24 protein-coding genes are annotated in these 24,671 nt (G+C 48.0%); 11 read left to right on the top strand and 13 right to left on the bottom strand.

What is annotated here, in order from left to right:
* Nucleotide 1 precedes the first annotated feature (1 nt).
* Together ABD031_RS02765 and ABD031_RS02760 are read right to left on the bottom strand one after the other, a co-directional pair.
* A complete protein-coding gene (locus ABD031_RS02765) occupies nucleotides 2-928 on the bottom strand; it encodes an FKBP-type peptidyl-prolyl cis-trans isomerase (RefSeq protein WP_343848272.1) in 927 nt (308 codons plus the stop codon).
* 45 nt (nucleotides 929-973) lie between these two features.
* Nucleotides 974-2,011, bottom strand: coding sequence for a DHH family phosphoesterase (locus tag ABD031_RS02760; protein WP_343848271.1), 1,038 nt, complete (start codon nucleotides 2,009-2,011; stop codon nucleotides 974-976).
* Nucleotides 2,012-2,197: 186 nt separating this feature from the next.
* Here ABD031_RS02760 and ABD031_RS02755 point away from each other — a divergent pair, with 186 nt between their 5' ends.
* The 3 genes from ABD031_RS02755 to ABD031_RS02745 all read left to right on the top strand — a co-directional run bounded on the left by ABD031_RS02755 (nucleotide 2,198) and on the right by ABD031_RS02745 (nucleotide 5,177).
* Nucleotides 2,198-2,620 carry a nucleoside-diphosphate kinase gene (locus ABD031_RS02755; RefSeq protein ID WP_343848270.1) on the top strand — a complete coding sequence of 141 codons (423 nt, stop codon included), beginning with the start codon at nucleotides 2,198-2,200 and terminating at the stop codon, nucleotides 2,618-2,620.
* A 349-nt stretch (nucleotides 2,621-2,969) separates the two neighbouring features.
* Nucleotides 2,970-3,998 carry a helix-turn-helix domain-containing protein gene (locus tag ABD031_RS02750; RefSeq protein WP_343848269.1) on the top strand — a complete coding sequence of 343 codons (1,029 nt, stop codon included), beginning with the start codon at nucleotides 2,970-2,972 and terminating at the stop codon, nucleotides 3,996-3,998.
* 81 nt (nucleotides 3,999-4,079) lie between these two features.
* Complete coding sequence (locus ABD031_RS02745) at nucleotides 4,080-5,177, top strand: type 1 glutamine amidotransferase domain-containing protein (protein ID WP_343848268.1); 1,098 nt, start codon at nucleotides 4,080-4,082, stop codon at nucleotides 5,175-5,177.
* Between the two features lie 133 nt (nucleotides 5,178-5,310).
* Here the strand turns inward: ABD031_RS02745 and ABD031_RS02740 are convergent, their stop codons facing one another.
* The 4 genes from ABD031_RS02740 to ABD031_RS02725 form a co-directional block, all read right to left on the bottom strand.
* The gene (locus ABD031_RS02740; protein WP_343848267.1) at nucleotides 5,311-6,129 is read right to left on the bottom strand and encodes a TPM domain-containing protein; all 819 of its coding nucleotides are present in this window, start codon (nucleotides 6,127-6,129) and stop codon (nucleotides 5,311-5,313) included.
* Nucleotides 6,110-6,544 carry a TPM domain-containing protein gene (locus ABD031_RS02735; RefSeq protein WP_343848266.1) on the bottom strand — a complete coding sequence of 145 codons (435 nt, stop codon included), beginning with the start codon at nucleotides 6,542-6,544 and terminating at the stop codon, nucleotides 6,110-6,112. The genes ABD031_RS02740 and ABD031_RS02735 overlap by 20 nt, the downstream gene beginning before the upstream one ends.
* Nucleotides 6,545-6,546: 2 nt before the next feature.
* The gene (locus ABD031_RS02730; protein ID WP_343848265.1) at nucleotides 6,547-7,137 is read right to left on the bottom strand and encodes a LemA family protein; all 591 of its coding nucleotides are present in this window, start codon (nucleotides 7,135-7,137) and stop codon (nucleotides 6,547-6,549) included.
* A gap of 212 nt (nucleotides 7,138-7,349) precedes the next feature.
* Entirely contained in the window at nucleotides 7,350-8,606 is a 1,257-nt protein-coding gene (locus tag ABD031_RS02725) for a retroviral-like aspartic protease family protein (RefSeq protein WP_343848264.1), read from the bottom strand.
* 208 nt (nucleotides 8,607-8,814) lie between these two features.
* On the opposite strand from ABD031_RS02725, the gene ABD031_RS02720 reads away from it, so the two are divergent.
* On the top strand, nucleotides 8,815-9,294 hold the full coding sequence (locus ABD031_RS02720) for a Fur family transcriptional regulator (protein ID WP_343848263.1): 480 nt from the start codon (nucleotides 8,815-8,817) through the stop codon (nucleotides 9,292-9,294).
* Here the strand turns inward: ABD031_RS02720 and ABD031_RS02715 are convergent.
* Nucleotides 9,272-9,721, bottom strand: a complete 450-nt coding sequence (locus ABD031_RS02715; protein WP_343848262.1) for an SRPBCC family protein — start codon at nucleotides 9,719-9,721, stop codon at nucleotides 9,272-9,274. The two genes, ABD031_RS02720 and ABD031_RS02715, sit on opposite strands and share 23 nt — an antisense overlap.
* Nucleotides 9,721-10,335, bottom strand: coding sequence for a cytochrome c oxidase subunit 3 (locus ABD031_RS02710; RefSeq protein WP_343848261.1), 615 nt, complete (start codon nucleotides 10,333-10,335; stop codon nucleotides 9,721-9,723). Before ABD031_RS02710 ends, ABD031_RS02715 begins: the two co-directional genes overlap by 1 nt.
* A 121-nt stretch (nucleotides 10,336-10,456) precedes the next feature.
* Between ABD031_RS02710 and mfd the strand changes: the two genes are divergently transcribed.
* The 3 genes from mfd (at nucleotide 10,457) to ABD031_RS02695 (ending at nucleotide 17,777) form a co-directional block, all read left to right on the top strand.
* Nucleotides 10,457-13,807: a transcription-repair coupling factor gene (gene mfd / locus ABD031_RS02705; protein WP_343848260.1), complete on the top strand. Its 3,351-nt coding sequence runs from the start codon at nucleotides 10,457-10,459 to the stop codon at nucleotides 13,805-13,807.
* 176 nt (nucleotides 13,808-13,983) lie between these two features.
* Entirely contained in the window at nucleotides 13,984-15,207 is a 1,224-nt protein-coding gene (gene gldJ / locus ABD031_RS02700; protein WP_343848259.1) for a gliding motility lipoprotein GldJ, read from the top strand.
* A 152-nt stretch (nucleotides 15,208-15,359) separates the two neighbouring features.
* The gene (locus tag ABD031_RS02695) at nucleotides 15,360-17,777 is read left to right on the top strand and encodes a S9 family peptidase (RefSeq protein WP_343848258.1); all 2,418 of its coding nucleotides are present in this window, start codon (nucleotides 15,360-15,362) and stop codon (nucleotides 17,775-17,777) included.
* A gap of 80 nt (nucleotides 17,778-17,857) precedes the next feature.
* On the opposite strand, the gene ABD031_RS02690 is transcribed toward ABD031_RS02695, so the two are convergent.
* Complete coding sequence (locus ABD031_RS02690) at nucleotides 17,858-18,643, bottom strand: undecaprenyl-diphosphate phosphatase (RefSeq protein ID WP_343848257.1); 786 nt, start codon at nucleotides 18,641-18,643, stop codon at nucleotides 17,858-17,860.
* 139 nt (nucleotides 18,644-18,782) lie between these two features.
* Here ABD031_RS02690 and ABD031_RS02685 point away from each other — a divergent pair, with 139 nt between their 5' ends.
* Nucleotides 18,783-20,672, top strand: coding sequence for a mucoidy inhibitor MuiA family protein (locus tag ABD031_RS02685; protein ID WP_343848256.1), 1,890 nt, complete (start codon nucleotides 18,783-18,785; stop codon nucleotides 20,670-20,672).
* Between the two features lie 100 nt (nucleotides 20,673-20,772).
* Here the strand turns inward: ABD031_RS02685 and ABD031_RS02680 are convergent, their stop codons facing one another.
* Genes ABD031_RS02680 through ABD031_RS02670 form a run of 3 tightly spaced genes read right to left on the bottom strand, consistent with a single transcriptional unit; the run spans nucleotide 20,773 to nucleotide 22,191 of the window.
* Nucleotides 20,773-21,297 carry a hypothetical protein gene (locus ABD031_RS02680; protein ID WP_343848255.1) on the bottom strand — a complete coding sequence of 175 codons (525 nt, stop codon included), beginning with the start codon at nucleotides 21,295-21,297 and terminating at the stop codon, nucleotides 20,773-20,775.
* A gap of 44 nt (nucleotides 21,298-21,341) precedes the next feature.
* Nucleotides 21,342-21,629: a winged helix-turn-helix domain-containing protein gene (locus tag ABD031_RS02675; protein WP_343848254.1), complete on the bottom strand. Its 288-nt coding sequence runs from the start codon at nucleotides 21,627-21,629 to the stop codon at nucleotides 21,342-21,344.
* Nucleotides 21,616-22,191 carry a hypothetical protein gene (locus ABD031_RS02670; protein ID WP_343848253.1) on the bottom strand — a complete coding sequence of 192 codons (576 nt, stop codon included), beginning with the start codon at nucleotides 22,189-22,191 and terminating at the stop codon, nucleotides 21,616-21,618. The genes ABD031_RS02675 and ABD031_RS02670 overlap by 14 nt, the downstream gene beginning before the upstream one ends.
* Before the next feature lie 130 nt (nucleotides 22,192-22,321).
* On the opposite strand from ABD031_RS02670, the gene ABD031_RS02665 reads away from it, so the two are divergent.
* From ABD031_RS02665 to ABD031_RS02655, 3 genes are read left to right on the top strand one after another with little or no spacing between them, the layout of a single operon-like run.
* A complete protein-coding gene (locus ABD031_RS02665; RefSeq protein ID WP_343848252.1) occupies nucleotides 22,322-22,774 on the top strand; it encodes a hypothetical protein in 453 nt (150 codons plus the stop codon).
* Nucleotides 22,771-23,136 (top strand): VOC family protein, encoded by a 366-nt coding sequence (locus tag ABD031_RS02660; RefSeq protein WP_343848251.1) that lies wholly within the window; start codon nucleotides 22,771-22,773, stop codon nucleotides 23,134-23,136. Before ABD031_RS02665 ends, ABD031_RS02660 begins: the two co-directional genes overlap by 4 nt.
* A 52-nt stretch (nucleotides 23,137-23,188) precedes the next feature.
* Nucleotides 23,189-23,689: a copper resistance protein NlpE gene (locus ABD031_RS02655; protein WP_343848250.1), complete on the top strand. Its 501-nt coding sequence runs from the start codon at nucleotides 23,189-23,191 to the stop codon at nucleotides 23,687-23,689.
* A gap of 2 nt (nucleotides 23,690-23,691) precedes the next feature.
* On the opposite strand, the gene ABD031_RS02650 is transcribed toward ABD031_RS02655, so the two are convergent.
* Entirely contained in the window at nucleotides 23,692-24,624 is a 933-nt protein-coding gene (locus ABD031_RS02650; protein WP_343848249.1) for a hydrogen peroxide-inducible genes activator, read from the bottom strand.
* Nucleotides 24,625-24,671: the final 47 nt, after the last annotated feature.

The raw sequence follows: 24,671 nt of genomic DNA, 5'->3' as shown, positions 1-24,671 counted from the left end.
CTTACTTCTGCACGTCGGTCACTTCCACGTCAAAGACAAGAACGGAATTGGCGGGAATCAGCGCACCTGCGCCAGCCTCTCCATAGGCCAAAGGCGAAGGGATGATAAACTTGGCCTTGGATCCCTTCTTCAACAACAACAAACCCTCATCCCAACCTGGGATTACCTGACCCATTCCGACATTTACCGGAAGAGGCTCGTAAGGCCTGCCCTCACTGAAGATGTTGTTTGCTTTGGCGATTTCAGGCCAAGAGGTATCAAACAAAGTACCGTTCAACAAATACCCTGCATAGTTCACATGCATCGTGGTACCTGGAGTAGTCGCCTCGCCGGTGCCTTCCTGCTCGATGACATAATAGAGACCGTTTTCAGTCTTAGACGCAGTCAAGCCCTTGTCCGCTACATAGGCCTCGATAATTTTTGCTTCTTCTACCAAAAGGGTCTTGGCTCTCTCGGCACTTTTTGCCTGCTCAGCCATCATTGCCTCCTGATAGAATACTTGCATGGTTGAGTCAGTTTTCACATCAAATGCGCCCAACTTCACCTTGACGATGTCGTCTTCTTTCAAGAAAGGGGGCTGATTGCCATTGAAGATTACTTTGGCAGTAGATTGGAAATTGATAGAGTCACCTTTTCTCAGCGAAAGAAAGATCTCGTCCATGCCGTTATTGGGAGTGACGGTATCGTTTGCCATCAGATAGCCTGGGAAAGGCTGGTCGATGGTCGTATAGATGACCGAATCGCTTGCCGTAGAGATCTCCAGGTTATACAGCACAAAGTTTCCGTTGGCTGCTTTTTCTGAACCTTCCTGAATGTAGGTGTATTCGATACCGTCCATTTCAGTGGTCTTGGTTTTCTGACAGGAGGACATGGCGCTCGCTCCAAACATCAGAACGAGGATTGCCAAAAGGCTTTTGTTGTTTTTCATAAAACGAGGTGTGATTTTTTTTTGAGTAAGCTTTCTGCAAGATCCCTATTCGGTGGCTAGGGGTTCGGAGTGAAACAATTCATCCTGGCATTTTTCTACGAGTGATTCAAACAGGTCAACGGTTTCTTTCAGGCTCTTTGTGGACTTTCCTCCGGCGGCGTTTTTATGCCCCCCCCCGCTGAAGTAGGATGCGGCAAACTTGTTGACCGCAACGTCACTGCTGGATCGGAAGGAGATCTTGATCCCGTCTTCCCGCTCCGAAAACAAAGCGGCAAGCTTGATTCCGTCCAAAGATAAAGCATAATTGACCAATCCTTCGGTGTCGCCGGTTTGGCTTTGATATTTTTTAAGATCTTTTTTGCTGATCACAAAGTAGGCCATGTGCAGATTCTCGTGCACCACCAGCCTTCTGGTAATGGCGAACCCAATGAATTTGAGCCGGTTTACCGAGTTGGAATCGTAGATCCAATTGGAGATCTGAGAAGCATCAGCTCCCTTGTCGATCAGTTCGGCGACTACCAAGTGGACGTTTTTAGTCGTGTTGGGATGACGGAATCCACCTGTGTCGGTCATTATACCGGCGTAGAGACACTCTGCGATATCCTTGTCGATGACCTCTTTGTCTCCGAGCTCATGAACGATCAGTTCATAGATCAACTCACAGGTAGCGGCAGCTTTGGTGCTCCAATAGCGAAAATCCGCAAAATCCTCCGGGTCCTGATGGTGATCAATGTTGACCACAAAGGCCTCCGACTTGCGGATCAACTCTCCCAACTCATTGACCCGACCCAGGACGGAGAAGTCGAGACAGAAGATCAGCTCTGCTTCCGCCAGCCGAACCATCGCCAATGCACAGTCTTCGGGCTTGCTGAAATCCAGAACGGATTCGTTGCCCTTCATCCAAGACAGAAATGACGGATAATCCGAGGGAGTCACCACCGTGACCTCATGCCCTTTTTTGAGCAGATAGTTGGCCAAGCCCAAGGAGGAGCCCAATGCATCGGCATCAGGCTTCACGTGGGTAGTGATGAATATTTTCTTGGGTGAGGAAAGTTCTTTTTTAAACGAGGCTAAAGCTTCCATTAATATCATTCAGCGGCTCTTTTGGCTCTAGTAGCCTGCAAAGGTCAGGAATTTTTCCAGAAATCCCAAAGCTCTCAGTGAGCTGATACTAAGCGATGTAGACTAGAATTAGTCAAGCTTAGTGTTTATGTGAAGGTAAAAACCTTATTTTTGCGGCCAAATTAAACGAAGATAAAACAACATCCCATGGCAAGTAACAGAACATTCACGATGATCAAGCCGGACGCTTTCGAAGCCGGAAATTCAGGTGCTATCCTAAAAATGATCGAAGAGGCAGGCTTTAAGATCGTCGCGATGAAAGCTACTCAACTGACTCCGGAACTGGCTGGCAAATTCTACGAAGTACATGCTGAAAGACCATTCTACGCAGATCTGTGCACATACATGTCTTCTGGCCCAATCATCGCTGCGATCCTTGAAAAGGATAATGCGGTGGAAGATTTCCGTACTTTGATCGGAGCAACCAACCCAGCCAATGCAGCCGAAGGTACCATCCGCAAGGCTTTTGCAACCTCTATCCAAGCCAATGCAGTACACGGATCTGACTCCGACGAAAATGCGGCCATCGAAGGAAGCTTCTACTTCTCCCAGTTTGAGAGAGTAGGTTAATCTCTGGCTATTCGAGAAACCAGCGAGCTTATCTCGCTTTTGCTACCCTCACTCAATAAAAAATGCGCCCCAAACGAGGCGCATTTTTTATTGGTGTCGGACTGATTTTTTGCTTTTTGTCAAATAGTCTGGCAGGTGAAAACATCGGGCCTTTCAGCCTGATCCGGCACGGGGGGGTCTCCTGGTTGATTCCGATGGGTGAGTGACGGTGGTGGATAACTCCAGAAAAGGAGATTTTCCAATATCGACTCAGGATTCCATACGACTAAAATCAGTAGTTTGCTTACCCAACCTGTCAGGAATATCCCCATCGACAGTTCAAAAATTCAATTTTATAGTAAGTATAACCATGGAACACTTTACAGTTGGCTATATCGTTTTGGTAATCTTAAGCGGTTTAGGTGTGATTCATGGGTTTCTGCTTTCCGCATTTCTCTTTTTGCATAGAAAAGGCCACAAGCTTTCCAATCAACTACTTGGTTTTCTGCTTCTTGTATTGTCTTTCCGAGTGGGCAAATCTGTCTTGCTCGAGTTTGCACATGAACTACACGTGAAGATAATTTTTATAGGGCTCGGCTCCATGTTACTGATCGGCCCGCTGTTTTACCTGTTTTCAAAATCGGTCTTCTCTCGTTCATTCACGCTCCGGAGGGTTCATTTTCTACATTTTCTCCCGGCAATTTTAGGGATAGGTTTTGGGATTTGGATAGATGAAAGCCACTTGAGGTCTTTTCCAATTTGGATTTTTATAGTGGCGTATGCTATTTACTATGGACACTATATTGGCTATGTCCTCTATAGCTACCGATCCGCTCCAAAAGAGAAAAGTGGCTACCAGCTTTTTAGGCTGATATTCTTCGGGCTCTTGGCTATCTGGGTCGTCTATATTTTGAATCTCTTTGATGAAGACATCCCGTACATCATAGGTCCTGTCCTTTACTCTGTCGTGGCCTATTCCATAAGTTTCGTAGTAATCCGAAACCGCTTTATCGATAAAGTGGATCATGAAAAATACAAATCCACGCAAATCTCAGAAAGCCACGGGGAGGAGATCTATGCCAAAATCCAAAACTTGATGGTTGAAGAAAAGGCTTTCAAAAATGCCGAGATGACACTGAAATCGCTGAGTGAACAATTTCACCAAAGCCCGCAGATTATTTCCATGGTGATTAACCAAAAGAGCGGGAAAAATTTCAACACGTTCATCAACCACTATCGCGTCGAAGAGGCCACCAAGCAGTTGCGGGATCCTAAACTGGAGCACTATACCATTTCTGCCATTGCGATGGAGTCCGGATTTAACAGCATATCCAGTTTCAATTCGGCTTTTAAAAAACAGACTGGCCTGACTCCACTGGCTTTTCGAAACATGCGTTAAATGATCCTTTTCTCTTTCGAAATGATCATTTCGGAAGATTAAAATTGATCGGTGCATCTTCTTTGTGCCAAAAACAAACGCATGTCTAGATTAAAAAAGGTTGTAAAGTGGTCACTGATTACATTGGCAGGATTGGTTGCTTTGGTGGCAGGATTTGGGTGGTGGTTTATAAGCCTACTTCCCTCAGCTGACACCTCATCGGAAAATCCAAAAGACACCTTGGCCGGTTCGTTGCCGTATCTGACGAACAGTCCTGTGGAAAAAAGAGGGAAAATTCTCGCCGTGGTGACGAGTACCGGATCCTTTGAAGGTACGGACAAGAAGACAGGCTATGAGCTTACGGAATTGTCTCAGGCCTATTATGTATTTCTTGCCAATGGATTTGAGATGGACATCGCAAGCCCGAGGGGAGGAGAGCCGCCGATGGTGCTCGATGATGATGATATGGAAAGCTACGATTATGCCTTTTTGAACGACACGTCGGCTCAACGGAAACTGAGGTCCACGATTCCCATGGACAGTGTACAGCTCGCAGTATATGAGGGAATCTATTTTGTCGGAGGCAAAGGGGTCATGTTCGACTTCCCAGACCATGAGGGCATCCAACACGCTGTAAAATTGTACCATGAACAGGACAAGGTAATCGGCGCAGTTTGCCACGGTCCTGCGGCCTTTGTCAATGTGAAGCTGGCCGATGGCACTCCTTTTTTGAAAGACAAACGGGTGTGCTCATTTACAAACCGTGAAGAACTCTTTCTGATCAAAAATGCCCGTGAGCTTCTCCCATTCCTGCTCCAGGACAAACTCACAGAGCGAGGTGCGGTATTTGCCGAGGGGGCACTGTATCTGGAAAATGTCATCGTTGATGGAAATCTGGTCACCGGGCAAAATCCCTGGTCGACCTGGGCTACCGCGGAGGCCATGGTAACTCAACTCGGCTATGAGCCAAAGGAGAGACAAAAAACAGCTTCAGAAAATGCCGTCCGGATCCTTGCTGTGTACGAAAACAAAGGATATGGAGATGCCAAGCTGGTGATCGAGGAATTGAGCAGCGCTGAAAAACAGGAAATCAGCAGACAACTTATTGCCATGCATGCACTGGTAGCAGTGATGCAAGGTGAGCTTAAGAAAGGTCTTGGGATTATCGGACTCTTACGCTATACTAAGTCCCTGTCATAACCGATCTGTCGAGCATTGACGGACCAATGAGTCGATGGAGAGATTTTGAATCCATGGGCTAGAAACAGAGAATGCGCCCCGAGATTGGTGCATTCTCTGCACTTTTTTATCGCTAGTATCTTTTAGATATGTCTTACCAGCTTCCGCCTGCTCCGCCGCCACCAAATCCGCCGCCGCCGAAGCCGCCAAAACCACCGCCGCCACCGAAGCCTCCTCCACCAAATGACCCTCGACCCGAGGAGAAGTCACCGAACTTGCCTCCGCGTCCGCCACCCAGCATACCGGCCAGCATGATCGTCGTCCAGAGGTCGACTCCTCCGCCTCTTCCGCCCATGTGGTTGTCGTTGTCTTTTCTGTTTTTGATCAAAGGAAGAATCACAAAAAGGACGATAAAGAGCAGGATAAAGAAGATCGCTCCGCCATGGTTGCCTTCGGACTCGATGTCTTCGGCCTTGTATTCCCCAGACGCCAACTTGAAGATCATATCTGTTGCCTGATCCAAACCCTGATAATAGGCCTCCATCTTGAAGCTGGGAATGATCATCTGGGTGACAATCCGCTTGGCAAGCGCATCGGGCACCGCACCTTCCATGCCGTAGCCTGTCGCGATGAACACGTTGCGGTCATCCATGGCAGCAAGGATCAAAATCCCGTTGTCGTTGTCCGCACCGCCTATGCCCCAAGCCTGAGCCAGTCTTTGGGAATAATCCGCAATCTCGTATTCTCCCGTAGACCGCATCATCACAATCGCAATCTGGGTGGAGGTACTGTCGTTGTAGGCCACTAGTTTTTGCTCCAGCGTAGCTACCTCATCCGCCGAAAGCGATCCGGTGAAGTCGGTCACCAAACGTGGTGGATTGGGAACGGGTGGAAAATCCTGTGCGCCCAATTGCCCAATCAACAGGACAAAGGACAGCAGGAGTAGTGGCTTTTTAGCCAAAAGATATGTCATCCGAAAGTTCGTTTTGATCCCCGGTCTGATCGTATGGGAAATGAGCCCCCAGCTGATCCCCGGCGAGATGAATGCCCTCGATGAGGCCTTGTGTAAATTTTCCCTGGCGGAAAAGCGAGGTCATCAACTCCTTGGTACTCTCCCAAAAATCGGCAGGTACGGCGGCATTGATACCCTTGTCGCCAAGAATGGCAAACTTGTGATCCAAGATTGCCAAGTAGATCAAGACGCCGTTTCGGTCTTTGGTCTGATACATTTTCAACGTTTCAAAGACCTCGGCAGCTCGATCCAGAACCTCGCCTTTGCAGCGGTCTTCGATGTGAACTTGGATTTCTCCGGAGGTGCGGGTTTCAGCAGACTGGATCGCAGCCTTAATCTGAGACTTTTCCTCCGGAGAAAATAATTTTTCAGCCATGATTAGAATTGTACAGTTGGGGCATTTTCAGCTCCTTCGGAAGCCTGGAATGTGCCTTTGGTTTCGAAGCCGTACCATCCTGCAAAAATGTTGTTGGGGAAGGTGCGAATGTTGGAATTAAACGCAACGACCGATTCGTTGAAGTTTCTTCTGGCCACGGCAATTCGGTTTTCGGTGCCCTCCAGTTGAGCTTGAAGTTCGAGGAAGTTTTGGTTGGCCTTCAGGTCAGGATATTTCTCGACCGTCACCAAGAGTCTGCTCAGAGCGCCGGAAAGTTGATCCTGAGCTTGCTGAAACTGTTGCAATTTTTCAGGCGTGAGGTTCGTCGGATCGATAGTCATCGACGTGGCTTTAGCACGGGCTTCGACCACACCGGTAAGGGTCTCCTGCTCAAATTCCGCATAGCCTTTTACCGTATTTACCAAATTTGGAATCAGGTCTGCACGACGTTGGTATTGGGTTTCCACTTCCGCCCATTGTCCGTTGACCTGTTCTTCGGTTTGAACAAATTGGTTGTAGCTGCCGACTGCTTTGGTATAAAGGAAGATTCCTAAAACTACGATGATGGCAACGGGGATGAGAAATTTTTTCATAGTGTGTTGGTTGTGTTTAAAAACGATTGGTTACACGGATTTGCACCACTTGTGTTTGAATCTCATGTCAAAGTTATCCAAATAATCTCTCTGAGGGCCCGATATCGATTTTTTGATTCAACTCCGCGGTCCAACAGTAGGCCTTCTCCCCTGAATAAAGTGAGCAACGGCTACCGGCTTGCTGTTGGGATTGTTCGCCTTATAGGAGATTTCTAGATCTGCTTTTTGAGATAAATACTCACTTTGTAATCGGAAAACTTGGTGAGGTCATCACCGACGTAGCGTCTCATCTCAAACTCAATCTCTCGTCCTTCCTCGGAACGAAGCAGTTTGAATATCTCCGAAAGCTCCCACATAAAGGTTGGGACTCTGTTGATGGACAAGATCTCGTCAAAAGGCAGGATTCCCGTTCGGTAAGCAGGCGAACCCTCCCTGACTTCACTTACATAGTAGCGTGTCTCGTCTATCGGAACCTTCTTCAAGATCAAGCCGCTCATGTCAAATTCAAAAGGAGCGTAGAAATCTTCCCCCTTGCGGATAAACGCCCGTTTCCTCGGGTAATCCAAGATCAGACGTGTTCTGCCCAACACTTCGGAGCCCAAACTCCCATATCGGCCGGTAGCTACGATCAAATCGCTAAACGTATTTTGATCCGGGTAGGAAGTCAGCACTTCTTTCATCACCAGGCCGTTGACATTGAGTGAGTTGACCCGCCCGATAAATCCATAGAGCAGCCCACCAAGCGATTGGCCTAGCTGAGACTCAATGAACACCGGGGGCATCTTGATTTGGTCGGTAGTCTCCTGATTGAGTAGCAGACCATGATTGGCACCGGTGTCGATCAGTAACTTAGCTTCCAGTTTGGGGCCGTTTTTCTGATTCACCGTGGCCGTGATATAGGCTTTGCTGTCCTCAATGCTCAGTTCCAACTTCCTGAAAAAAGGCGGGCGCCACTTCATTGCCCCCTCCCTATAGAATTCCAGCGAACCTTCGTCATAGTTGATTTTCACCGGATTGAACTTGAAAAACTCGTAGCCGATAATGCCATACACAGGAACTCCGATCACAGACTCCAGTTCAAAAAAATCCTCCTCCAGCACCAGCAGGCTTTGTAACCTCCCCTCTATTGGCCCCATGTCCAACGTATTCACCGGGGAGACCTGCGCCATAATAATGGTCGAGCCGTCCGCCCCGGCGATGCTTAGCCTCCTAGTGTAGTCCAGCCCCAGCGCATCGCCCAAGGTCTTACTGAACAAAATATTGGACCGGACTCCAGTGTCCACTAGGAAGTTAATCGGTTCGGATCCGTTGATGGACACCGGCAGGATGATGAGGCTATTGGAGGAAAAGAACGACAGCTTGATTTTCTTTTGATCCTCTTTCATGAAAAATCCTGGAACCTGCGCATAGCAGCAGGCGGCAAAGAATGTTTGGAAAAATAAAAGGAATAAAGCCTTTTGGTATTTCATCTGAGCGGGGTGGATCTCTGTTAAAAGTTAACGAGAATAATTAAGTCATTTCTTTCTATAATCTCAATTTCTATAGCAAACGACTGAATCACAGTTTCGATTTCTTACAACGTAATTTAGATTAAACCCAAATTAACCCCGTGCACCGCTAGCAGTTTGTCAAAAAAAAGGGAATACGTCATCTTTAATTCCTAATCATGTGAACCACATGGCAGATTCGGCCCTGATAGAAAAAGCAAAAAAGATTTTTGAGAATTTCCTTGTCAAACAAGGAAGTCGGAAGACTCCTGAGCGGTTTTCGGTAATCGATGAACTCTATATCCTACCGGAAGACGAGCATATCGACGTCGAGGGCCTGTTTTTGAAGATGAGAAACAAAGGCTACACCATTAGCCGTGCAACAATTTACAACACCCTCGACCTCCTCGTGGAGAGTGGTTTGGCGGTGAAGCATCAGTTTAAAGACAAGGTTGCACTGTACGAACAAGCACTGACTTACAAACACCACGACCATCACGTCTGCAATCAATGCCGGAGAATCCGGGAATTTTCTGATCCCAAAATCAACGAGATCAAGGAATCCATGGGCCGCATCTTTCAGTCTGGCATCACCAGTCACTCGCTGGTACTCTATGGGGACTGCAAGATCGAAAACTGCGAAAGCCTTATCGGTCAACAGGTCTTTTGAAATACCTTCTATAGACGGGTTTACGGTAGGCAAACTGAAGCCATAGCACTGGAAATAGTAAAAATCCCAATACACCAAAGGGAGCGTCAAACTCGATCTCGTCCCGAATGATCGAGCCGGACAGGGTCGAGATCACCCGATGCCGGTGTTTCCATCTCTTAAGGAAAAAGGGCAGCTCCAGCCCCTGATCGACAAAATAAAATTCCAGCTCAGTCGTCTCTGATTCAGTGATCTCGCTAATCCACTGTTGTTTGAAAAAGAGAAAATCCAGCTCCAGGCATACTAAGTCCCCTCGCCGTGACCCATCAAAGCGGAGCAATTTCACCGGAGGAAATGGAGGGTTCAGTTTCAAAAAGAGCGCTTGGTCAAAGCCGGATTTCACCTCCAAATAACCTTGCTCGACTGATGTCTGGATGACCATTTTCATCAAAACCGAAATATAAAAACGAGAAATAAGAGCAGCCAGACGACATCCATAAAATGCCAATAGATGGTAAAAAGCCGGATCCGCATTTTTTCAAAAGGATTGGTAATCCAAACCAATTTCCGTACGCCATCTCCCTGGGTTTTGCGCAGCTGCACCAGGAGAATCAAGGCAAAAATCATGGCCCCTACCAAATGAAAAATGTGGATTCCGCTGAGTACGTAGAGGTAGCTCCCGCTGGGAAGCCCGGTGAACTTAACTCCCATTGTCGAGAGTTCCTTCCAGCCTGCAAACTGCAGTATGGTGAAAATAATGCCCAACATAAAGGTGTTGTGCAGCGAGCGCTCAACTCCGGAAATGTTCTCCTCCTGGTAGTGCAAGCGCATCCTCGCGGCGGTATATCCAGAAAAAATCAGCACAACAGTCGAAATCAAGAATCCCACTGGAATCGCTTGGCTCGATGCACTGTGCCAATTTTCGCCTCCGAAAAGAAAGGCTATTGTCAAATACAAGAAAATCAACCCGCTCCCCAGCATCCCCAGATAGAGCATGGTTTCGTAGGGATGAAGGGCTTCGAACCGCTGAAGCCATGTTTTGGTATCCTTGTTTACAGGCATGATTGAAAAACAACTGACGCGGTTGTTGGTTCAGAAAAATACCAAATACTCAAAATTGCCCCAGACAAAAGTCAAAAAAAACTAAATTTGGCGCTTCTCAAATTCCTTTACCCCACCTGTTTTGGATCGTCAGTCCCTTCTTACCATCTACCAATCCGACCCGATTTTTCAGACGCTGGCGCATCAGCTTGCATCTTCTGAAAAATTTCGCCTGCAGATTCGAGGGCTTTCCGGAAGTCTGGACATGGTACTTTTTGCCTCCTATTTTGAGAAAAAAGGAGGTTTTCATCTCATCGTCGCTCAGGACAAAGAGGAGGCAGCCTACCTCAATTCGGATCTGCAAAACCTGCTGCACACCGTGGATCACCTGATCTTCCCCGGCAGCTTCAAGCGGCCCTACCAATACGATGAAGTGGACAATGCCAACGTCCTGACCCGTGCGGAGATCCTGAATCAGCTCTTGGAAAACAAGTCCAAAGCCAAGATCCTGATTACCTATCCCGAGGCACTCTACGAAAAAGTAATCAACAAGCGATCGCTCGTGGAGAATACCTTCACCGTCCGAGTCGGCGAATCAGTCGATATGGAGTTTGTGACCGAAGTCTTGACAAGCTACGATTTTGAGCGGGCGGATTTCGTCTATGAACCCGGACAATTTGCCATCCGCGGGGGAATCTTGGATGTCTTTTCCTTTAGCAACGAGCATCCGTATAGATTGGAGCTTTTTGGCAAAGAAATCGAAAGCATCCGAACTTTTGACCCTGAGAGCCAGCTTTCAATCGCCAATGTCGAGTTGATTTCGCTCATTCCCAATGTGCAGACCAAGCTGCTTCAGGAAGTACGCCAGTCTTTTTTGGATTTCCTGCCGGAAAAAACCACCATCTGGCTGAAAGACTATCAGCTCACTTCCGACGTGATGGACGAGTCCTTTCACAAGGCCGAGCAGGCTTTTACCCAGATCGTCTCCCAGAGCAACACCGAAAAACTGCTGCTGAAACCCAGCGATCTCTTTGACAATGGAAAAGACTTTGCCCAGCTCATCAGCGGCTTCTCGACCGTAGAGTTCGGCAGACAGTTTTACCTGAAGACCGACACAAAAATATCCTGGGAAAGTCAGCCCCAAGCCTCTTTCAACAAGAACTTTGACCTCTTGTTCACTAACTTGTCGGACAACGAAAAGCAGGGGTTCACGAATGTGATCACCGCCGAAAACGAGAAGCAAATCGATCGCTTACTCGGGATTTTCCAAGAACTCGACCCGACACTTCACGTTCAAAGTATGCTTCTGGGCTTACGCGAAGGCTTTGTCGACAAGCAGGCCAAGATCGTTTGCTACACCGATCACCAACTCTTTGAGCGATATCATCGCTATAGATCCCGGGCGAAAGCCAGTAAATCCAAAGCCCTCACCATCAAAGAACTCAAGTCGCTGCATCCCGGAGATTTTGTCGTCCACGTGGACTATGGGGTAGGGAGATTTGCAGGCCTGGAGAAGGTCGATGTCAATGGCAAGATGCAGGAAGCGATTCGACTGATCTTCCGCGACGATGATCTTCTCTATGTTAACATCCACTCCCTCCACAAGATCTCCAAATATTCCGGGCAGGAAGGACAGATGCCCTCCATGTCAAAGCTGGGTTCGCCCGAGTGGGAAAACAAAAAGTCCCGAGTCAAGAAGCAAGTCAAAGACATCGCCAAAGACCTGATCAACCTTTACGCCAAGCGAAGGACAGCGCCTGGATTTACCTTCACGAGAGACTCAGTACTGCAAGTGGAGTTGGAGTCTTCGTTTATCTATGAGGACACGCCGGATCAGGCCTTGGCCACTGCCGATGTGAAGTCCGATATGGAAAAATCCTATCCCATGGATCGTCTGGTCTGCGGAGATGTCGGTTTCGGAAAGACAGAAGTTGCCATTCGGGCTGCGTTTAAGGCAGTAAATGATCGAAAACAAGTAGCCATCCTGGTGCCGACCACCATCTTGGCGATGCAGCATTTCCAGACCTTCAGTGAGCGGCTGGAAAATTTCCCTGTGAAGGTCGAATACATCAATCGTTTTCGGACCGCGAAAGAAATCAAAGAAATAGTCGCCCAAGTCAAAACCGGCGAAATCGACATCCTGGTCGGTACCCATAAGATCGTCAACAAAGACATTGTATTCAAAGACCTCGGCCTATTGGTTATCGACGAGGAGCAAAAGTTCGGTGTGAAGGTCAAGGACCAACTCAAAAACCTACGCGTCAACGTCGATGTACTTACGCTTACCGCCACGCCGATCCCGAGGACGTTGCACTTCTCGCTGATGGGCGCACGGGATCTTTCGGTGATTGCTACGCCACCCCCAAATCGGCAACCGGTCACGACGGAGATTCAAACCTTTCAAGAGGAAGTAATCCGGGACGCCATCTCATACGAGCTGAGACGTGGCGGACAGGTGTTTTTTGTCCACAACAGAGTCGGCGAGATTGACAGCATTGCCAACCTGATCATGAAATTGGTGCCTGACGCTCGTGTCGTCGGTGCGCATGGACAGATGGATGGGAAAAAGTTGGAGAAAATCATGGTCGATTTCATTGATCATGAGTATGATGTGCTTGTCTCTACCAACATCATCGAATCGGGACTTGACATCCCTAATGCCAACACGATCATCATCAACCGCGCACACATGTTTGGCTTGAGCGATCTCCATCAGATGCGTGGGCGAGTGGGTCGAAGCAACAAGAAGGCCTTTTGCTTTCTACTGACCAGCCCCTTGTCTGGCTTAACTGCCGAGGCTAGGAAGCGACTGCAGACTTTGGAAGAGTTTTCCGATTTGGGCGACGGCTTCAAAGTGGCGATGAAGGACCTCGACATTCGCGGCGCGGGCAACTTACTAGGCGCCGAACAAAGCGGATTTATCACCGATCTGGGCTTTGAGATGTATCATAAAATCCTGGATGAGGCTGTGCAGGAATTGAAGGAAAATGAGTTTGCTGCACTTTTTGAAACTGACCTTGCCGAAAAAGTAAAAATCCTCGTACAAGACTGTACCATCGAGACAGATCTCGAGTTGCTGATTCCTGAGGAATATGTGACCAATATCAGTGAGCGGCTTGGGCTATATTCCAAACTCGACGGCATAAAAAACGAAGAAGAATTGGAAAAATTCTCTAAGATGCTTCAGGATCGGTTTGGCCCATTTCCGAAGGCAGTCAACGACTTAATGGACACAGTTCGTTTACGTTGGCTGGCAGAAAAGCTCGGAATTGAAAAGCTGGTCTTGAAAGGAAGGCAAATGAAATGCTATCTTTTGCCCTCAAGCCGTGATGACTTCTATTCTTCTGCGGTTTTCGGGCAAATTATGAAGTATGCACAAGCGCATGCGAAAGTCTGTAAAATAAAAGAACACAAGAATCGTTTGATACTTACTATCGAGGGAGTGCCGACGGTTTATAAGGCACAAAAAGTACTGTTGGAGATGAATTCTTAAAAAAATTCGAATAATTTAACTGGCATAAAAATTGCGTTTTCGATCACCTGTTTTGCAGAATTTATCCAAATCCCTTGATCTAGGGGCATTTGAAAATTCCGGAAATTTGAATTTCATTGGAAGTAGCTTTCAATGCATCTATATTAGCATTCTGAAATAGACTAAAACATTATAATATGAGTCTGAATAACAAATCCTGGGGATTGTGGACTGCAGCGATTCTGCTTGCCTCAGTCTCCATTTTGTCTTCATGTAACAAGCAACCGGGATATGGTCGGCGTACCGCTAATGATCCAGGTAGAAGGAGTGCCACAACCGGCGCTGAATTCTCTTTCGAAGAAAATGATTCTACCAATTTCTTTGTCTCCAGAAAAGCTGAGCAAATTCCCGGTCCAAACCTGAAGCTTGTGCAGGGCGGTAGAACGGTCCTCGGTTCTCAAGAAGAAGATGTGATGGCGTTTCGTGACAATTTCGAAAGAACAGTTTCAATTGCCAATTTCTACATGGACGAGACGGAGATCACCAACAACGATTACCGTGAGTTTCTTTTTGACATGAAGAAGAAAGTAAGTGGTGACTCACTTCTGAAATTGGAGCCTTCCGAAGACGTCTGGTCAAGTGCGATGTCTTTCAACGACCTTTATCAGTCTTACTACTTTAGATTTCCTGGATTCAATTTTTATCCTGTAGCAGGTGTCTCTTGGACACAGGCAAATGTGTACGCGAAATGGAGAACTGAATATGTACAGGAAGTGGTGAGAAAAGAACGTGAAATCGACTCTACCTTTACCAAATCCCAATTGATCGAGCGAGGTGTAGCGATGGCTGACTTCCGACTTCCCAACGAAGCAGAATGGGAATATGCAGCCAAAGCAATGATTGGAACACAGTATATGGACGAGAATCAAGAATATGGCCGTATCTATCCCTGGGATGGCCGAGGTCTCAGAAGCCCATACAATGTGAAAAGAAAAGGTAAGCAAGGCGATTTCTTGGCAAACTTCAAAAGAGGTAGAGGTGACTACGGTGGAATCTCCGGAAGCCAAAGAAATGATGGAGAAATCCTCCCAACCAATGTGTACGACATGGCTCCAAATGATTTCGGTCTCTATCACATGGCTGGCAACATGAACGAGTGGGTGTATGATATCTACCGTCCGATGACATTCCAGGATGCGGACGATCTCAACCCACTAAGAAGTGATGGAACCTACGATGATGCGCAATTTTACGAAACCTCTTTGTTAACAGACGAAATGCGCGTCTATAAAGGCGGATCGTGGAAAGATGTTGCCTATTGGCTTGCTCCGGGAACTCGCAGATTTATGCATCAAGACTCGGCTACCAACAACATCGGCTTCCGCTGCGCGATGATCTCAATTGGAGAAAAAGGAAAATAATCCAATTCCTAGCACTATTCAGAAAGCCCGGCATCCCTGTCGGGCTTTCTGCATTTCGGGAACCCCGGAAAATGGAAACAACCATTTATCCAGTTTTCGCCCTCCATCTCACTTCTTGGATTTAATTTTAGAATGACATATTCCCATCCACTATGATTCGACTACTTTCAAAAACGGCCCTGGCTTTTGTGCTCGCTTTCGCCGTCTTAGGCCCAATCGGGGCTCAGACTTCCTACCAGACTCCCCCCGAATCCATCACCATCCTTTTTAATGCACCACCGACGCCCTCAGTCTCCTTCAATAAGGACGGCTCCCTGATGCTGATCTTGGAGCGCGCCGATGCTCCGTCCATCGAGGATCTTTCCGCTCCGGAGCTCCGGATTGCGGGCATCCGAATTAACCCGGCCATTTCCGGACCGAGTCGCGCTGGATCCTTTTATAACCTGAAAGTCAAAAAATCCAGAAGCGGCGAGGAAATCCAAGTAAAGAGCCTTCCAACCAAACCAAAAATGGGAAGCTTCTCCTTCTCCCAGGATGAAAAATTCCTGGCCTTCACCCAAACAGAAGCCACAGGCATCAGCCTTTGGGTGGTCGACTTGTCCACATTTGAAGCAAAAAAACTTACCGAACCGATCGTAAACCAAGTCTTTGGAAATGCGGTTGCATGGCTGCCCGACAATACCTTATTGATCAAAGCAGTAAACCCCAGCCGAGGAGAAATCCCCAAAACACCCTCCGCTCCTCCAGGTCCTATCGTCCAGGAAACCTCCGGCAATGCCGCTCCCAGCCGCACTTATCAAGATCTGTTGAGCAACCCGCACGACGAAGCGCTCTTTGCCTACTTCATGGATTCGCAATTGATGAAAGTCTCCCTCGATGGAAGCAAAAGCACGATCGGACAGCCGGGCATGATCAAATCTATGGAAGTCAGTCCCGACGGAAGCTACCTCCTCATCGAATCCATCCAAAAGCCATTTTCCTACCTGGTGCCAGGCGACAGATTTCCCTATCAGATCGAAATCTGGAAATCAAGCGGTGAAAACGTAAAAACCCTTGCCGAGATCCCCTTGGATGAAGTTCGTCCGACAGGCTTTGACGCGACGGTGACTGGCCCGAGAAATGTCAACTGGAGGGCTGACCACCCAGCGACATTGTACTGGGCTGAAGCCATGGACGGAGGAAATCCCAGAACAGAAGTCGCCGAGCGGGATGTGGTATTCACTTGGGCGGCACCATTCTCCGGGGAAAAGCAAAAACTGGCCGCTACATCGTTGCGCTATGCTGGTATCCAATGGTCCGATGATACCTTTGCGCTACTAAACGAAAGATGGTTTGCGAAGCGAATCGAAAAGAGATCCGTAATCAATCCTTCCAATCCTGCAGCAGCTCATCGGGTGATTATTGAACGCTCATCGGATGATCTATACAACGACCCGGGAGATCCTGTTTTGACCGAAAACGAATTTGGAAGAAGTGTCCTGATGCGCAAAGGCGACTTGCTTTACATGAGATCAGAAGGGGGAAGCCCGGACGGAAGCATGCCATTTTTGTCCACCTTTGACACCAAGACCAAAGCACAAAAAATCCTCTGGAGATCCCAAGCTCCATACTATGAGCGCGTGGCAAAAGTCCTGAATGCAGATGCAACCGAGTTTGTCACCCTCAAGGAGAGTACCGACCTCCAGCCCAACTACTGGCTGGTCAACACCCGCAAGCGGATCGCTCCTTTACAGTTGACGAATTTTGCCCACCCCTACGAATCTATCAAGGGTATCAACAAGGAATTGGTGACTTATCAGCGAAAGGACGGACTAAACCTCTCTGCCGTGGTCTATACACCGGAGGGCTACGATCCCGCAAAAGATGGAAGACTTCCGGTGCTCATGTGGGCCTATCCCCGGGAATATAAATCCGCAACGGACGCAGCCCAAGTGAGGGGATCTAAATACACCTTCACACGCATCAGCTGGGGATCTCCCATCTATTGGGTCACCAGAGGCTACGCCATCATGGATCAGACTGAAATGCCCATCGTAGGCGAAGGCGACAAGGAGCCCAATGACTTCTTCATCGAACAGCTCGTCGCCAATGCAGAAGCGGCTATCGACCACATCGAAGCGATGGGAGTCGGTGACAGAAATCGCGTCGCGGTCGGCGGACATTCCTACGGCGCATTTATGACTGCCAACCTGCTTTCCCATACGAACTTGTTTGCCGCAGGCATTGCCAGAAGTGGAGCCTACAACCGTACCCTGACGCCATTTGGATTCCAGTACGAGCAGCGCACCTACTGGGAGGCTCCAGAAGTCTATTTCAACATGTCCCCGTTTTCATTTGCAGACCAAGTAAAGTCCCCAATTCTCCTGATTCACGGAGAGGCGGACAACAATTCCGGGACATTCCCGATCCAGTCTGAGCGCTACTACAACGCGCTGAAAGGTCATGGTGCCACCGCACGTTTGGTCTTCCTGCCAAGCGAAAGCCATGGCTACGCAGCGCAGGAGTCCATCCTGCACACCCTCTGGGAGATGGACTCTTGGCTGGAAAAGTATGTAAAGAATAGAAAGTAACTTCTTTACAAAAAATTAATAAAAGGCCTTCCATCTTATGGAAGGCCTTTTTTGATGTGATCCATTCGCCTTTTGGCGAATTATCCTCCCAAATCCGCCCCCCACATAAAGATCAAAAAGAGAATTCCCAATGCGATGCGATACCAGCCGAAAGCAGTAAATCCATGGTTGGAGACATATTTTAAAAACAGTTTTACCGCAATCCAGGCAGAGATGAAGGCAACGACAAAACCGACCGCCAGCATGATCAGCTGGGCTTCATCAAAGGCTAAATCCGACTTGATCAGATCATAGCCTCCTGCAGCCATCATCGTTGGAACAGCCAGCAAAAAGGAAAATTCCGTAGCCTGCTTCTTGTCAAAGCCATTGAACACACCGCCAATGATCGTCGCGGCTGCTCGAGAAGTACCAGGAACCATCGAAATACACTGACACAGTCCGATGAAGAAGGCGTTCTTATAGGAAATATCCTCGACATCTTTCAGGTTGGTTTCTTGATTCACCACTTTTTTGTCAATGAGAATCAACACGATTCCACCCAAAATGAGCGAAACCGACACCACCACGGGATTGAAGAGATACGCCTTGATGTAGTCGTAAGCCAATAACCCAACAACTGCGGTAGGGAGGAAAGCTGCGAACAGCTTGAAATAGATATTCAAGCCTCTGAAAAAACGCTTGATGTACATCAGCGCAATCGCCAAGATCGCTCCCAGCTGGATGAAAACTTCAAAGGTTTTGACGAACTCGTCTTCGTGGATGCCCATGGCCGCCGAGGCCAAGATCATGTGTCCAGTGGACGAAATCGGCAAAAACTCAGTAAGGCCTTCGATAATCGCAATGATGATACTCTGAAAAAGGGTCATGGATAAGATTTTTTAACTGCTGCAAAACTAGCAATCCGTAGCGTAAGGCAAGCCCTCTCACGTCTGGAGAAAAGAGAATTTAACATCCAATTTTGACAATCTGCCAAATTTCACTTTCTTCACCTAAATTCTTATTGAAATGAAACCAATACTCATTTTCGCCATCTGCCTATTTTTTTCAGGTTTTGTAAATGCACAGGAAATCAAAGAAACCACTTTTACCAGTAGCATTCAGGAAGTTACCCTGTTTCTTTCCGGTGCCCAGGTATTTGAAAAAGCTCAGGGAAACATCCCTGCCGGAGAATCGCTTATCCTGATCAAAGGCCTCTCTCCCTATCTGGACGAAAAAAGCATCCAAGCCAAAGGCATGGGCAATTTCACCATCCAAGCTGTAAACAAAAGACTTGACTTCCTGAGCGAAAAGGAGGTCAGTGAAAAAGTAAAAGGATTGGAATCCCAAATAATGGAACTTCAAGCCAACCAAAGCAAGGAAAACTCCCGCTTGGAGATCTTGTCAGAGAAAGCCAGCCTGCTCGATGCCAACAAAAATCTGGGCGGTACGCAAGGTGGCGCAAGCGTCGCCGAACTCAAGCAAGCGATGGAGTTTTACGAAGCGGAACTCACCAAGATCTCTACCGAACGCGCAGAGATCAACGCCAGCTTGCTAAAGGAAAATGAGGAAGTCGCCCGTCTGCGAAACCAGATCCACGCCATGCTGGAAAGCGAAAACAAATCCACTGCAGAGATCCGCATTCGGGTCAAAGCTCCTGCAGCGGGACAGGCCAACTTTGAGCTGAACTATCTGGTGGCAAATGCCGGCTGGTATCCCAAATATGACGTGCGGGTGAAAAATGTAAGTTCACCGCTTTCTCTCAACTACAAAGCCGAAGTCTACCAAAACACCGGCGTAGACTGGAAGAACGTCAAACTGCGCTTCTCCAACGCCAACCCCAACCAAAGCGGACAGGCTCCCGAGCTTGAGAAATGGGAGTTGAACTATGCGAGGCTCACAACTTTCAATCCCAGAACACAAATATTCGGTTCAGTTACAGGCCGAGTTACCAGCGCAACGGATGGTTCTCCCCTTCCCGGCACGAGCGTGACAGTACCGGGCACCACCATCGGAACGGTGACGGATTTCAACGGAAACTACTCATTGACATTGCCAAACGGCGCTAGTCAGCTGTTGGCTTCAATAATCGGCTATCAGTCTATGTCTCTGCCGATCAATTCCTCCACTATCAACATTGCGTTAAATGAAGACATTCAAGCTTTGAATGATGTGGTTGTAATTGGATATGGTGCTGAAGCGGAACGAGCATTACAAAGCAGGGTTGCTGGAGCACAAATGGAATTAAGAGCCAAAAAATCCATGGCACCGCCACCCGCCGCTCCTTTGCAGACCGAAGTCATCGAAAACCAAACCACCGTCGAGATCGAAGTCTCCGAACCCTATAGCATCAAGTCCAATGGGGAAAAGACCTTGGTGGACTTGAAAGCCTACGAAGTCCCCGCGAACTACCGCTATTCGGTCATCCCCAAGCTGGACAACGACGCCTTCCTCATCGCCGAGATCGCCGACTGGAGCCAGTACAGCCTGCTCGAAGGGGAAAGCAACCTATATTTTGAGGACGGCTTTGTCGGACGTTCTATATTGAATGGCTCCGCACTGGAAGACACGTTGCTCGTGTCGATGGGAAGAGATCAGTCGATTGCCATCCAGCGGGAAAAGATCGATGAGTATTCCAAAAAGCGAACGATCGGCTCCAACATCACCGAAAACAGAGGCTACGAAATCAGCCTTCGCAACAACAAATCCCAGCCAGTCACGCTGAAGGTCCAAGACCAAATCCCCGTCTCGGTCAATTCCTCCATCTCCGTAAGTCCAGTCCAGCTTTCCGCTGGCTCACTCGACCCCCAAACCGGCAAAGTCACTTGGGAGATCACCTTGGCTCCCGGCGAGCAAAAGAAACTCTCCCTGCAGTACGAGGTCAAATACCCCAAAAACGAGCGGGTGCTATTGGATTAATTTGGTCAACGGTCTACCGCAGCGAAAACGGCGGCCCTTTCGAGTCGCCGTTTCTTTTTGCTTTGACGAGGCGGTTGACCGTCGTCTGTGGACTGTTGACTTATTTCTGCCTTTCAAGCGTCATCTCAAAAAACTTGTACCATTGCGTTCCGGCATTGTATTCGCCAATCTCAAACCATTGTCCTTTCTCATTGATCTCGATCACGTACCGCACTTCCTTCACCGGATACCAATAGAGCTTTCCGTCGATCAGTTCGGCAGGATAGGTTCCTTTTTCCCCGCTTTGGAGAAAAGACGTAAAGTCAAACTTCCCCTCTCCCTCTCCGACAGAGATCACCGCCAAGGCATGGTGGACTACCTTTCCCTCCGCTTGGCCAATGCCCTCCACTTCCATCACGGTTCCGCTAAGCTTAAACTGCACATATTCTTCCTGTTCAAAGGTCGAGCGTACACGATCCTGTCCCATCATCCAGCCACTGCCCTCCCAGTTCCCTTCCAAAAAGGACAACTGGGCCAGTTTCTTTTGCGCAGCTTCATTCAGCTCATAGGAAGGCTGCGCGAGAGCCAAGACGGGCGATCCTGCGAATAGGACCAAGACAAGCAAAAATTGGATTAGATTTTTCATGATATAAATTGGTTTATGTTGTAAACTATAAATTCAAATTTTTTTTACTCGATGTAATTCCGGAGGTTTTCCACATAGGCTTCGAAGGCCTTTAATCCCACTTGTGTGATCTTACAGGTAGTCAGCGGACGCTTTCCCCTAAAGGATTTTTCGATTTCGATATAGCCCGCCTTCTCCAGCTTGTCGAGCTGCACGCTGAGATTGCCAGCGGTGGACTCGGTTTTTTCTTTGAGAAAAGTAAATTCCGCTTCCTCCACGCTGATGAGCAGCGACATTACCGCCAGGCGCAGCTGGGAGTGCAACAGAGGATCGAGTGGTTTAAATGCGCTCACGATAGCTTTTATTCAAATAATAACCGGGCAACAGATAGCCCAAAACCATGGCCACGCCGGAAAGTAAGTACTGCGCCGACACGGGCAGCATAAATGCGATCACGGCGGCGAGCAAAAGTAACACTCCACCTCCACGAACCAAATTTACCCGGATCAGCGATCCTGTGGTCCACATGCCGATTCCGGCTAGGATCAGGATTATGGGGTTTTGGTTGTACCCGATCACGGGCATAAAAGCCAAGGTGATCATGATCCCTGCAAACACCATGATCCACAGTTGGTTGATCACTTGACTCACATGGGACTTGACTCGGGCTTTCTTTGCAATCTGGAATCCCTTCCAAAAGCTCACCACCGCTGCTGGAGCTACCAAGATCCACACGTAATGGGGATGCTCGTATCCCAACTTGTACAAGGTGAAATGCCCAAAATTGCAGATCGCGATCACCCAGCCCCACAGCCGCATCTGAAATCCCCCGTCCCCGGCCGTTTCCCGTTTTGCCCTGTTGATCATCTCCGTGATCAAGGTCAGGGACTCTTTGCTACTCATTTCTTTTTCCATAGTCTCTTCCATTTATGTTAGCTGAACGGAACAAATATAAATAGGTTTACATTATAAACTATTTTAAAAACAAAATTTTTAATCGACTGCAAAATCATCCTTACCTTAGAATGCACTCAAGCTCAAGCTTATGAAAAACATCTTTGACCCACTCGTAACCGCCGAACTGATAGACAGAATCAACCGCTTGAAGCCGGAATCGCCTGGCCTTTGGGGTAAGATGGCGGTAGACCAAATGCTCGCTCACTGTTCTGTACCTTATGAAATGGCATTTACCAACAAGCACCCAAGACCAAATGCTTTCATGCGTCTGATGTTGAAGACTTTTGTCAAAAAGCCTGTGGTCAATGAAGTCCCCTATCCAAAAAACTCACGAACAGCTCCGGCTTTCATTATCAAGGAGCGCAAAAATTTCGGAGACGAAAAAGCCAGGTTGATCAAATACGTCGAGCATACTTTAGCTCTTGGTCGGGATCATTTCGAGGGCAAGGAGTCTCTGTCCTTTGGCAAGATGACCGCCGAGGAGTGGAACAATCAGTTTTACAAACACCTAGATCATCACTTGACTCAGTTTGGGGTATGATACAGGCTGGGAAATCGATTCGGACTTTCGTCGGCTCGAAGGACTTCGAAGAAAGCTGCCGATTCTACGAAACATTGGAGTTTGAACTGCACCACCACGGTAAAGGCTTTGCCTATGTCTCCATCTCCCCTGAGATCGGCTTTTACCTCCAGGATTACTATGTGAAAGACTGGTGCGAAAACTCCATGCTTTTCCTCGAAGTAGCGGACCTCCCGGCCTATTTCCAAAAAATCACTTCCTTGGATCTCCCTGCAAAATTTCCCGGAGTGAAGGTCATGCCGATCAAGCATCAGGATTGGGGCAGTGAATTTTTCATCATCGAGCCGGCAGGAGTTTTGTGGCATATTGGGTGCTTCAAATGAAAAAATAGCGTTTTTCAGTAGCTTTGGTGCAAAATTTGGGTAAGCCTTTTCTATGAAAAATTTATCGTTTGCAGCGACTTTCGGTTTTTTAGCGCTTACCTTTTCCTGTACTTCTCCTTCCAACGAAACTGCTTCTGAATCAGAAATCGTCATCGAGCCCGCACAGGACACGTTCGCCGAGACGATTCCAGAGATCATGGAAATGCCCGTCACGGTAGGCGACAATTCCATGAATTCGGTGGATTGGCCAGGAACGTATTTCGCAACACTTCCCTGCGCAAGCTGCGAAGGGATCGAAACCTGGGTGACGCTAAATAAGAACGGTAGGTTTGTGCTAAAAACCCATCACATGGGCTTGAATGACGACCGCGAGGAAATCTTCTCCGGTAAATTCACTTGGGACGAAACCGGCTCAATCGTCACCCTGAATGGACTCATCGGAGGTGCACCCGGTAAATATAAGGTAGGTGAAAATCGAATCTGGCACCTCGACAAAGACGGCAATCGGATTGACGGAGATCTGGCTGATCGCTATATCTTGATCAAGCAATAGCATTACTTAAATCGCACGATTTTCCCATGCGCCTTGGAGGTCATCTCCTCCGGAATAGACTCGGTGATTTCAGTATAAAGTAATTCAACAAGCTTTTGCTTCAGAAAACTCCGGTTCAGAATGATGCTGACTTCGCGGGTCGGCACGACTCCTTCAAAGGGCCGGAGTCTGGCTTTTTCTTCCGGAGAAAGGTCATGCGTGGCCAACTCCGGCAGGAGTGTCATCCCCAGGTATCGGTTGACCATATTTTTCAAGCCTTCCAGCGAACCGCTTTCGTAGTGGAAGTTTTTGTGCCCGGTGCTCGACTGATCGCAAAAGTTGAGCACCTGATCCCGAAAGCAGTGTCCCTGCTGCAAGACCCAAAGGTCTTCTCCTTTCAGGTCTTCAACCTTCACTTCCTTTTTGCCCAATAAAGGATGGTTTTGAGAAAAATAAGCGTAAAATTTCTCGTAGAACATCGGCTTTTCTACGATGCCGGGCTCATCCAGGGGGGTGACAATTATCCCCAAATCGATCTCGTCATTTTTCAGCCTTCGGACGATTTCCTCCGTGACCATTTCCCGTACTTCCAGTTTTACGTTAGGATATTTTTCTAAAAATTTCCGGACAAATAAATGCAGCAGATAAGGTGCAAGCGTCGGAATGATCGCCAGTTTGATCGTGCCGGAGATATCGCCCTTCAGCTGCGCAACCAGTTCCATGATTCCTTTGCTTTCCGAAACTACTTTCTTGGCTTGAGCGATGATCTGCACACCGATTTCAGTCGGGATCACAGGCATCTTACTCCGGTCAAAGAGAATTACGCCCAATCCTTTTTCCAGTTTTCCGAGCTGCGCACTTAGCGTCGGCTGGGTCACAAAACAGGATTCGGCCGCATTTCCAAAATGTCGATGTTTATCGACAGCAATCAGGTACTCAAGTTGTTGGATGGTCATTTCACTTTTATATAGTTGCTTTTTTTCGGCGTATGGAATGCCCCAAA

Origin of the sequence: Algoriphagus jejuensis, from assembly GCF_039523455.1 — a bacterium.
Taxonomy (GTDB): Bacteria; Bacteroidota; Bacteroidia; order Cytophagales; family Cyclobacteriaceae; genus Algoriphagus; species Algoriphagus jejuensis.
Note: the sequence above shows the minus strand (reverse complement) of the source record. Positions and strands in the feature narration are given on the sequence as shown.

Excerpts from the sequence above, each read along its gene's own strand:
- ABD031_RS02765 (WP_343848272.1), bottom strand. The coding sequence starts at position 928 with ATGAAAAACAACAAAAGCCTTTTGGCAATCCTCGTTCTGATGTTTGGA.
- ABD031_RS02760 (WP_343848271.1), bottom strand. The coding sequence starts at position 2,011 with ATGGAAGCTTTAGCCTCGTTTAAAAAAGAACTTTCCTCACCCAAGAAA.
- ABD031_RS02755 (WP_343848270.1), top strand. The coding sequence starts at position 2,198 with ATGGCAAGTAACAGAACATTCACGATGATCAAGCCGGACGCTTTCGAA.
- ABD031_RS02750 (WP_343848269.1), top strand. The coding sequence starts at position 2,970 with ATGGAACACTTTACAGTTGGCTATATCGTTTTGGTAATCTTAAGCGGT.
- ABD031_RS02745 (WP_343848268.1), top strand. The coding sequence starts at position 4,080 with ATGTCTAGATTAAAAAAGGTTGTAAAGTGGTCACTGATTACATTGGCA.
- ABD031_RS02740 (WP_343848267.1), bottom strand. The coding sequence starts at position 6,129 with ATGACATATCTTTTGGCTAAAAAGCCACTACTCCTGCTGTCCTTTGTC.
- ABD031_RS02735 (WP_343848266.1), bottom strand. The coding sequence starts at position 6,544 with ATGGCTGAAAAATTATTTTCTCCGGAGGAAAAGTCTCAGATTAAGGCT.
- ABD031_RS02730 (WP_343848265.1), bottom strand. The coding sequence starts at position 7,137 with ATGAAAAAATTTCTCATCCCCGTTGCCATCATCGTAGTTTTAGGAATC.
- ABD031_RS02725 (WP_343848264.1), bottom strand. The coding sequence starts at position 8,606 with ATGAAATACCAAAAGGCTTTATTCCTTTTATTTTTCCAAACATTCTTT.
- ABD031_RS02720 (WP_343848263.1), top strand. The coding sequence starts at position 8,815 with ATGGCAGATTCGGCCCTGATAGAAAAAGCAAAAAAGATTTTTGAGAAT.
- ABD031_RS02715 (WP_343848262.1), bottom strand. The coding sequence starts at position 9,721 with ATGAAAATGGTCATCCAGACATCAGTCGAGCAAGGTTATTTGGAGGTG.
- ABD031_RS02710 (WP_343848261.1), bottom strand. The coding sequence starts at position 10,335 with ATGCCTGTAAACAAGGATACCAAAACATGGCTTCAGCGGTTCGAAGCC.
- gldJ (WP_343848259.1), top strand. The coding sequence starts at position 13,984 with ATGAGTCTGAATAACAAATCCTGGGGATTGTGGACTGCAGCGATTCTG.
- ABD031_RS02695 (WP_343848258.1), top strand. The coding sequence starts at position 15,360 with ATGATTCGACTACTTTCAAAAACGGCCCTGGCTTTTGTGCTCGCTTTC.
- ABD031_RS02690 (WP_343848257.1), bottom strand. The coding sequence starts at position 18,643 with ATGACCCTTTTTCAGAGTATCATCATTGCGATTATCGAAGGCCTTACT.
- ABD031_RS02685 (WP_343848256.1), top strand. The coding sequence starts at position 18,783 with ATGAAACCAATACTCATTTTCGCCATCTGCCTATTTTTTTCAGGTTTT.
- ABD031_RS02680 (WP_343848255.1), bottom strand. The coding sequence starts at position 21,297 with ATGAAAAATCTAATCCAATTTTTGCTTGTCTTGGTCCTATTCGCAGGA.
- ABD031_RS02670 (WP_343848253.1), bottom strand. The coding sequence starts at position 22,191 with ATGGAAAAAGAAATGAGTAGCAAAGAGTCCCTGACCTTGATCACGGAG.
- ABD031_RS02665 (WP_343848252.1), top strand. The coding sequence starts at position 22,322 with ATGAAAAACATCTTTGACCCACTCGTAACCGCCGAACTGATAGACAGA.
- ABD031_RS02660 (WP_343848251.1), top strand. The coding sequence starts at position 22,771 with ATGATACAGGCTGGGAAATCGATTCGGACTTTCGTCGGCTCGAAGGAC.
- ABD031_RS02655 (WP_343848250.1), top strand. The coding sequence starts at position 23,189 with ATGAAAAATTTATCGTTTGCAGCGACTTTCGGTTTTTTAGCGCTTACC.
- ABD031_RS02650 (WP_343848249.1), bottom strand. The coding sequence starts at position 24,624 with ATGACCATCCAACAACTTGAGTACCTGATTGCTGTCGATAAACATCGA.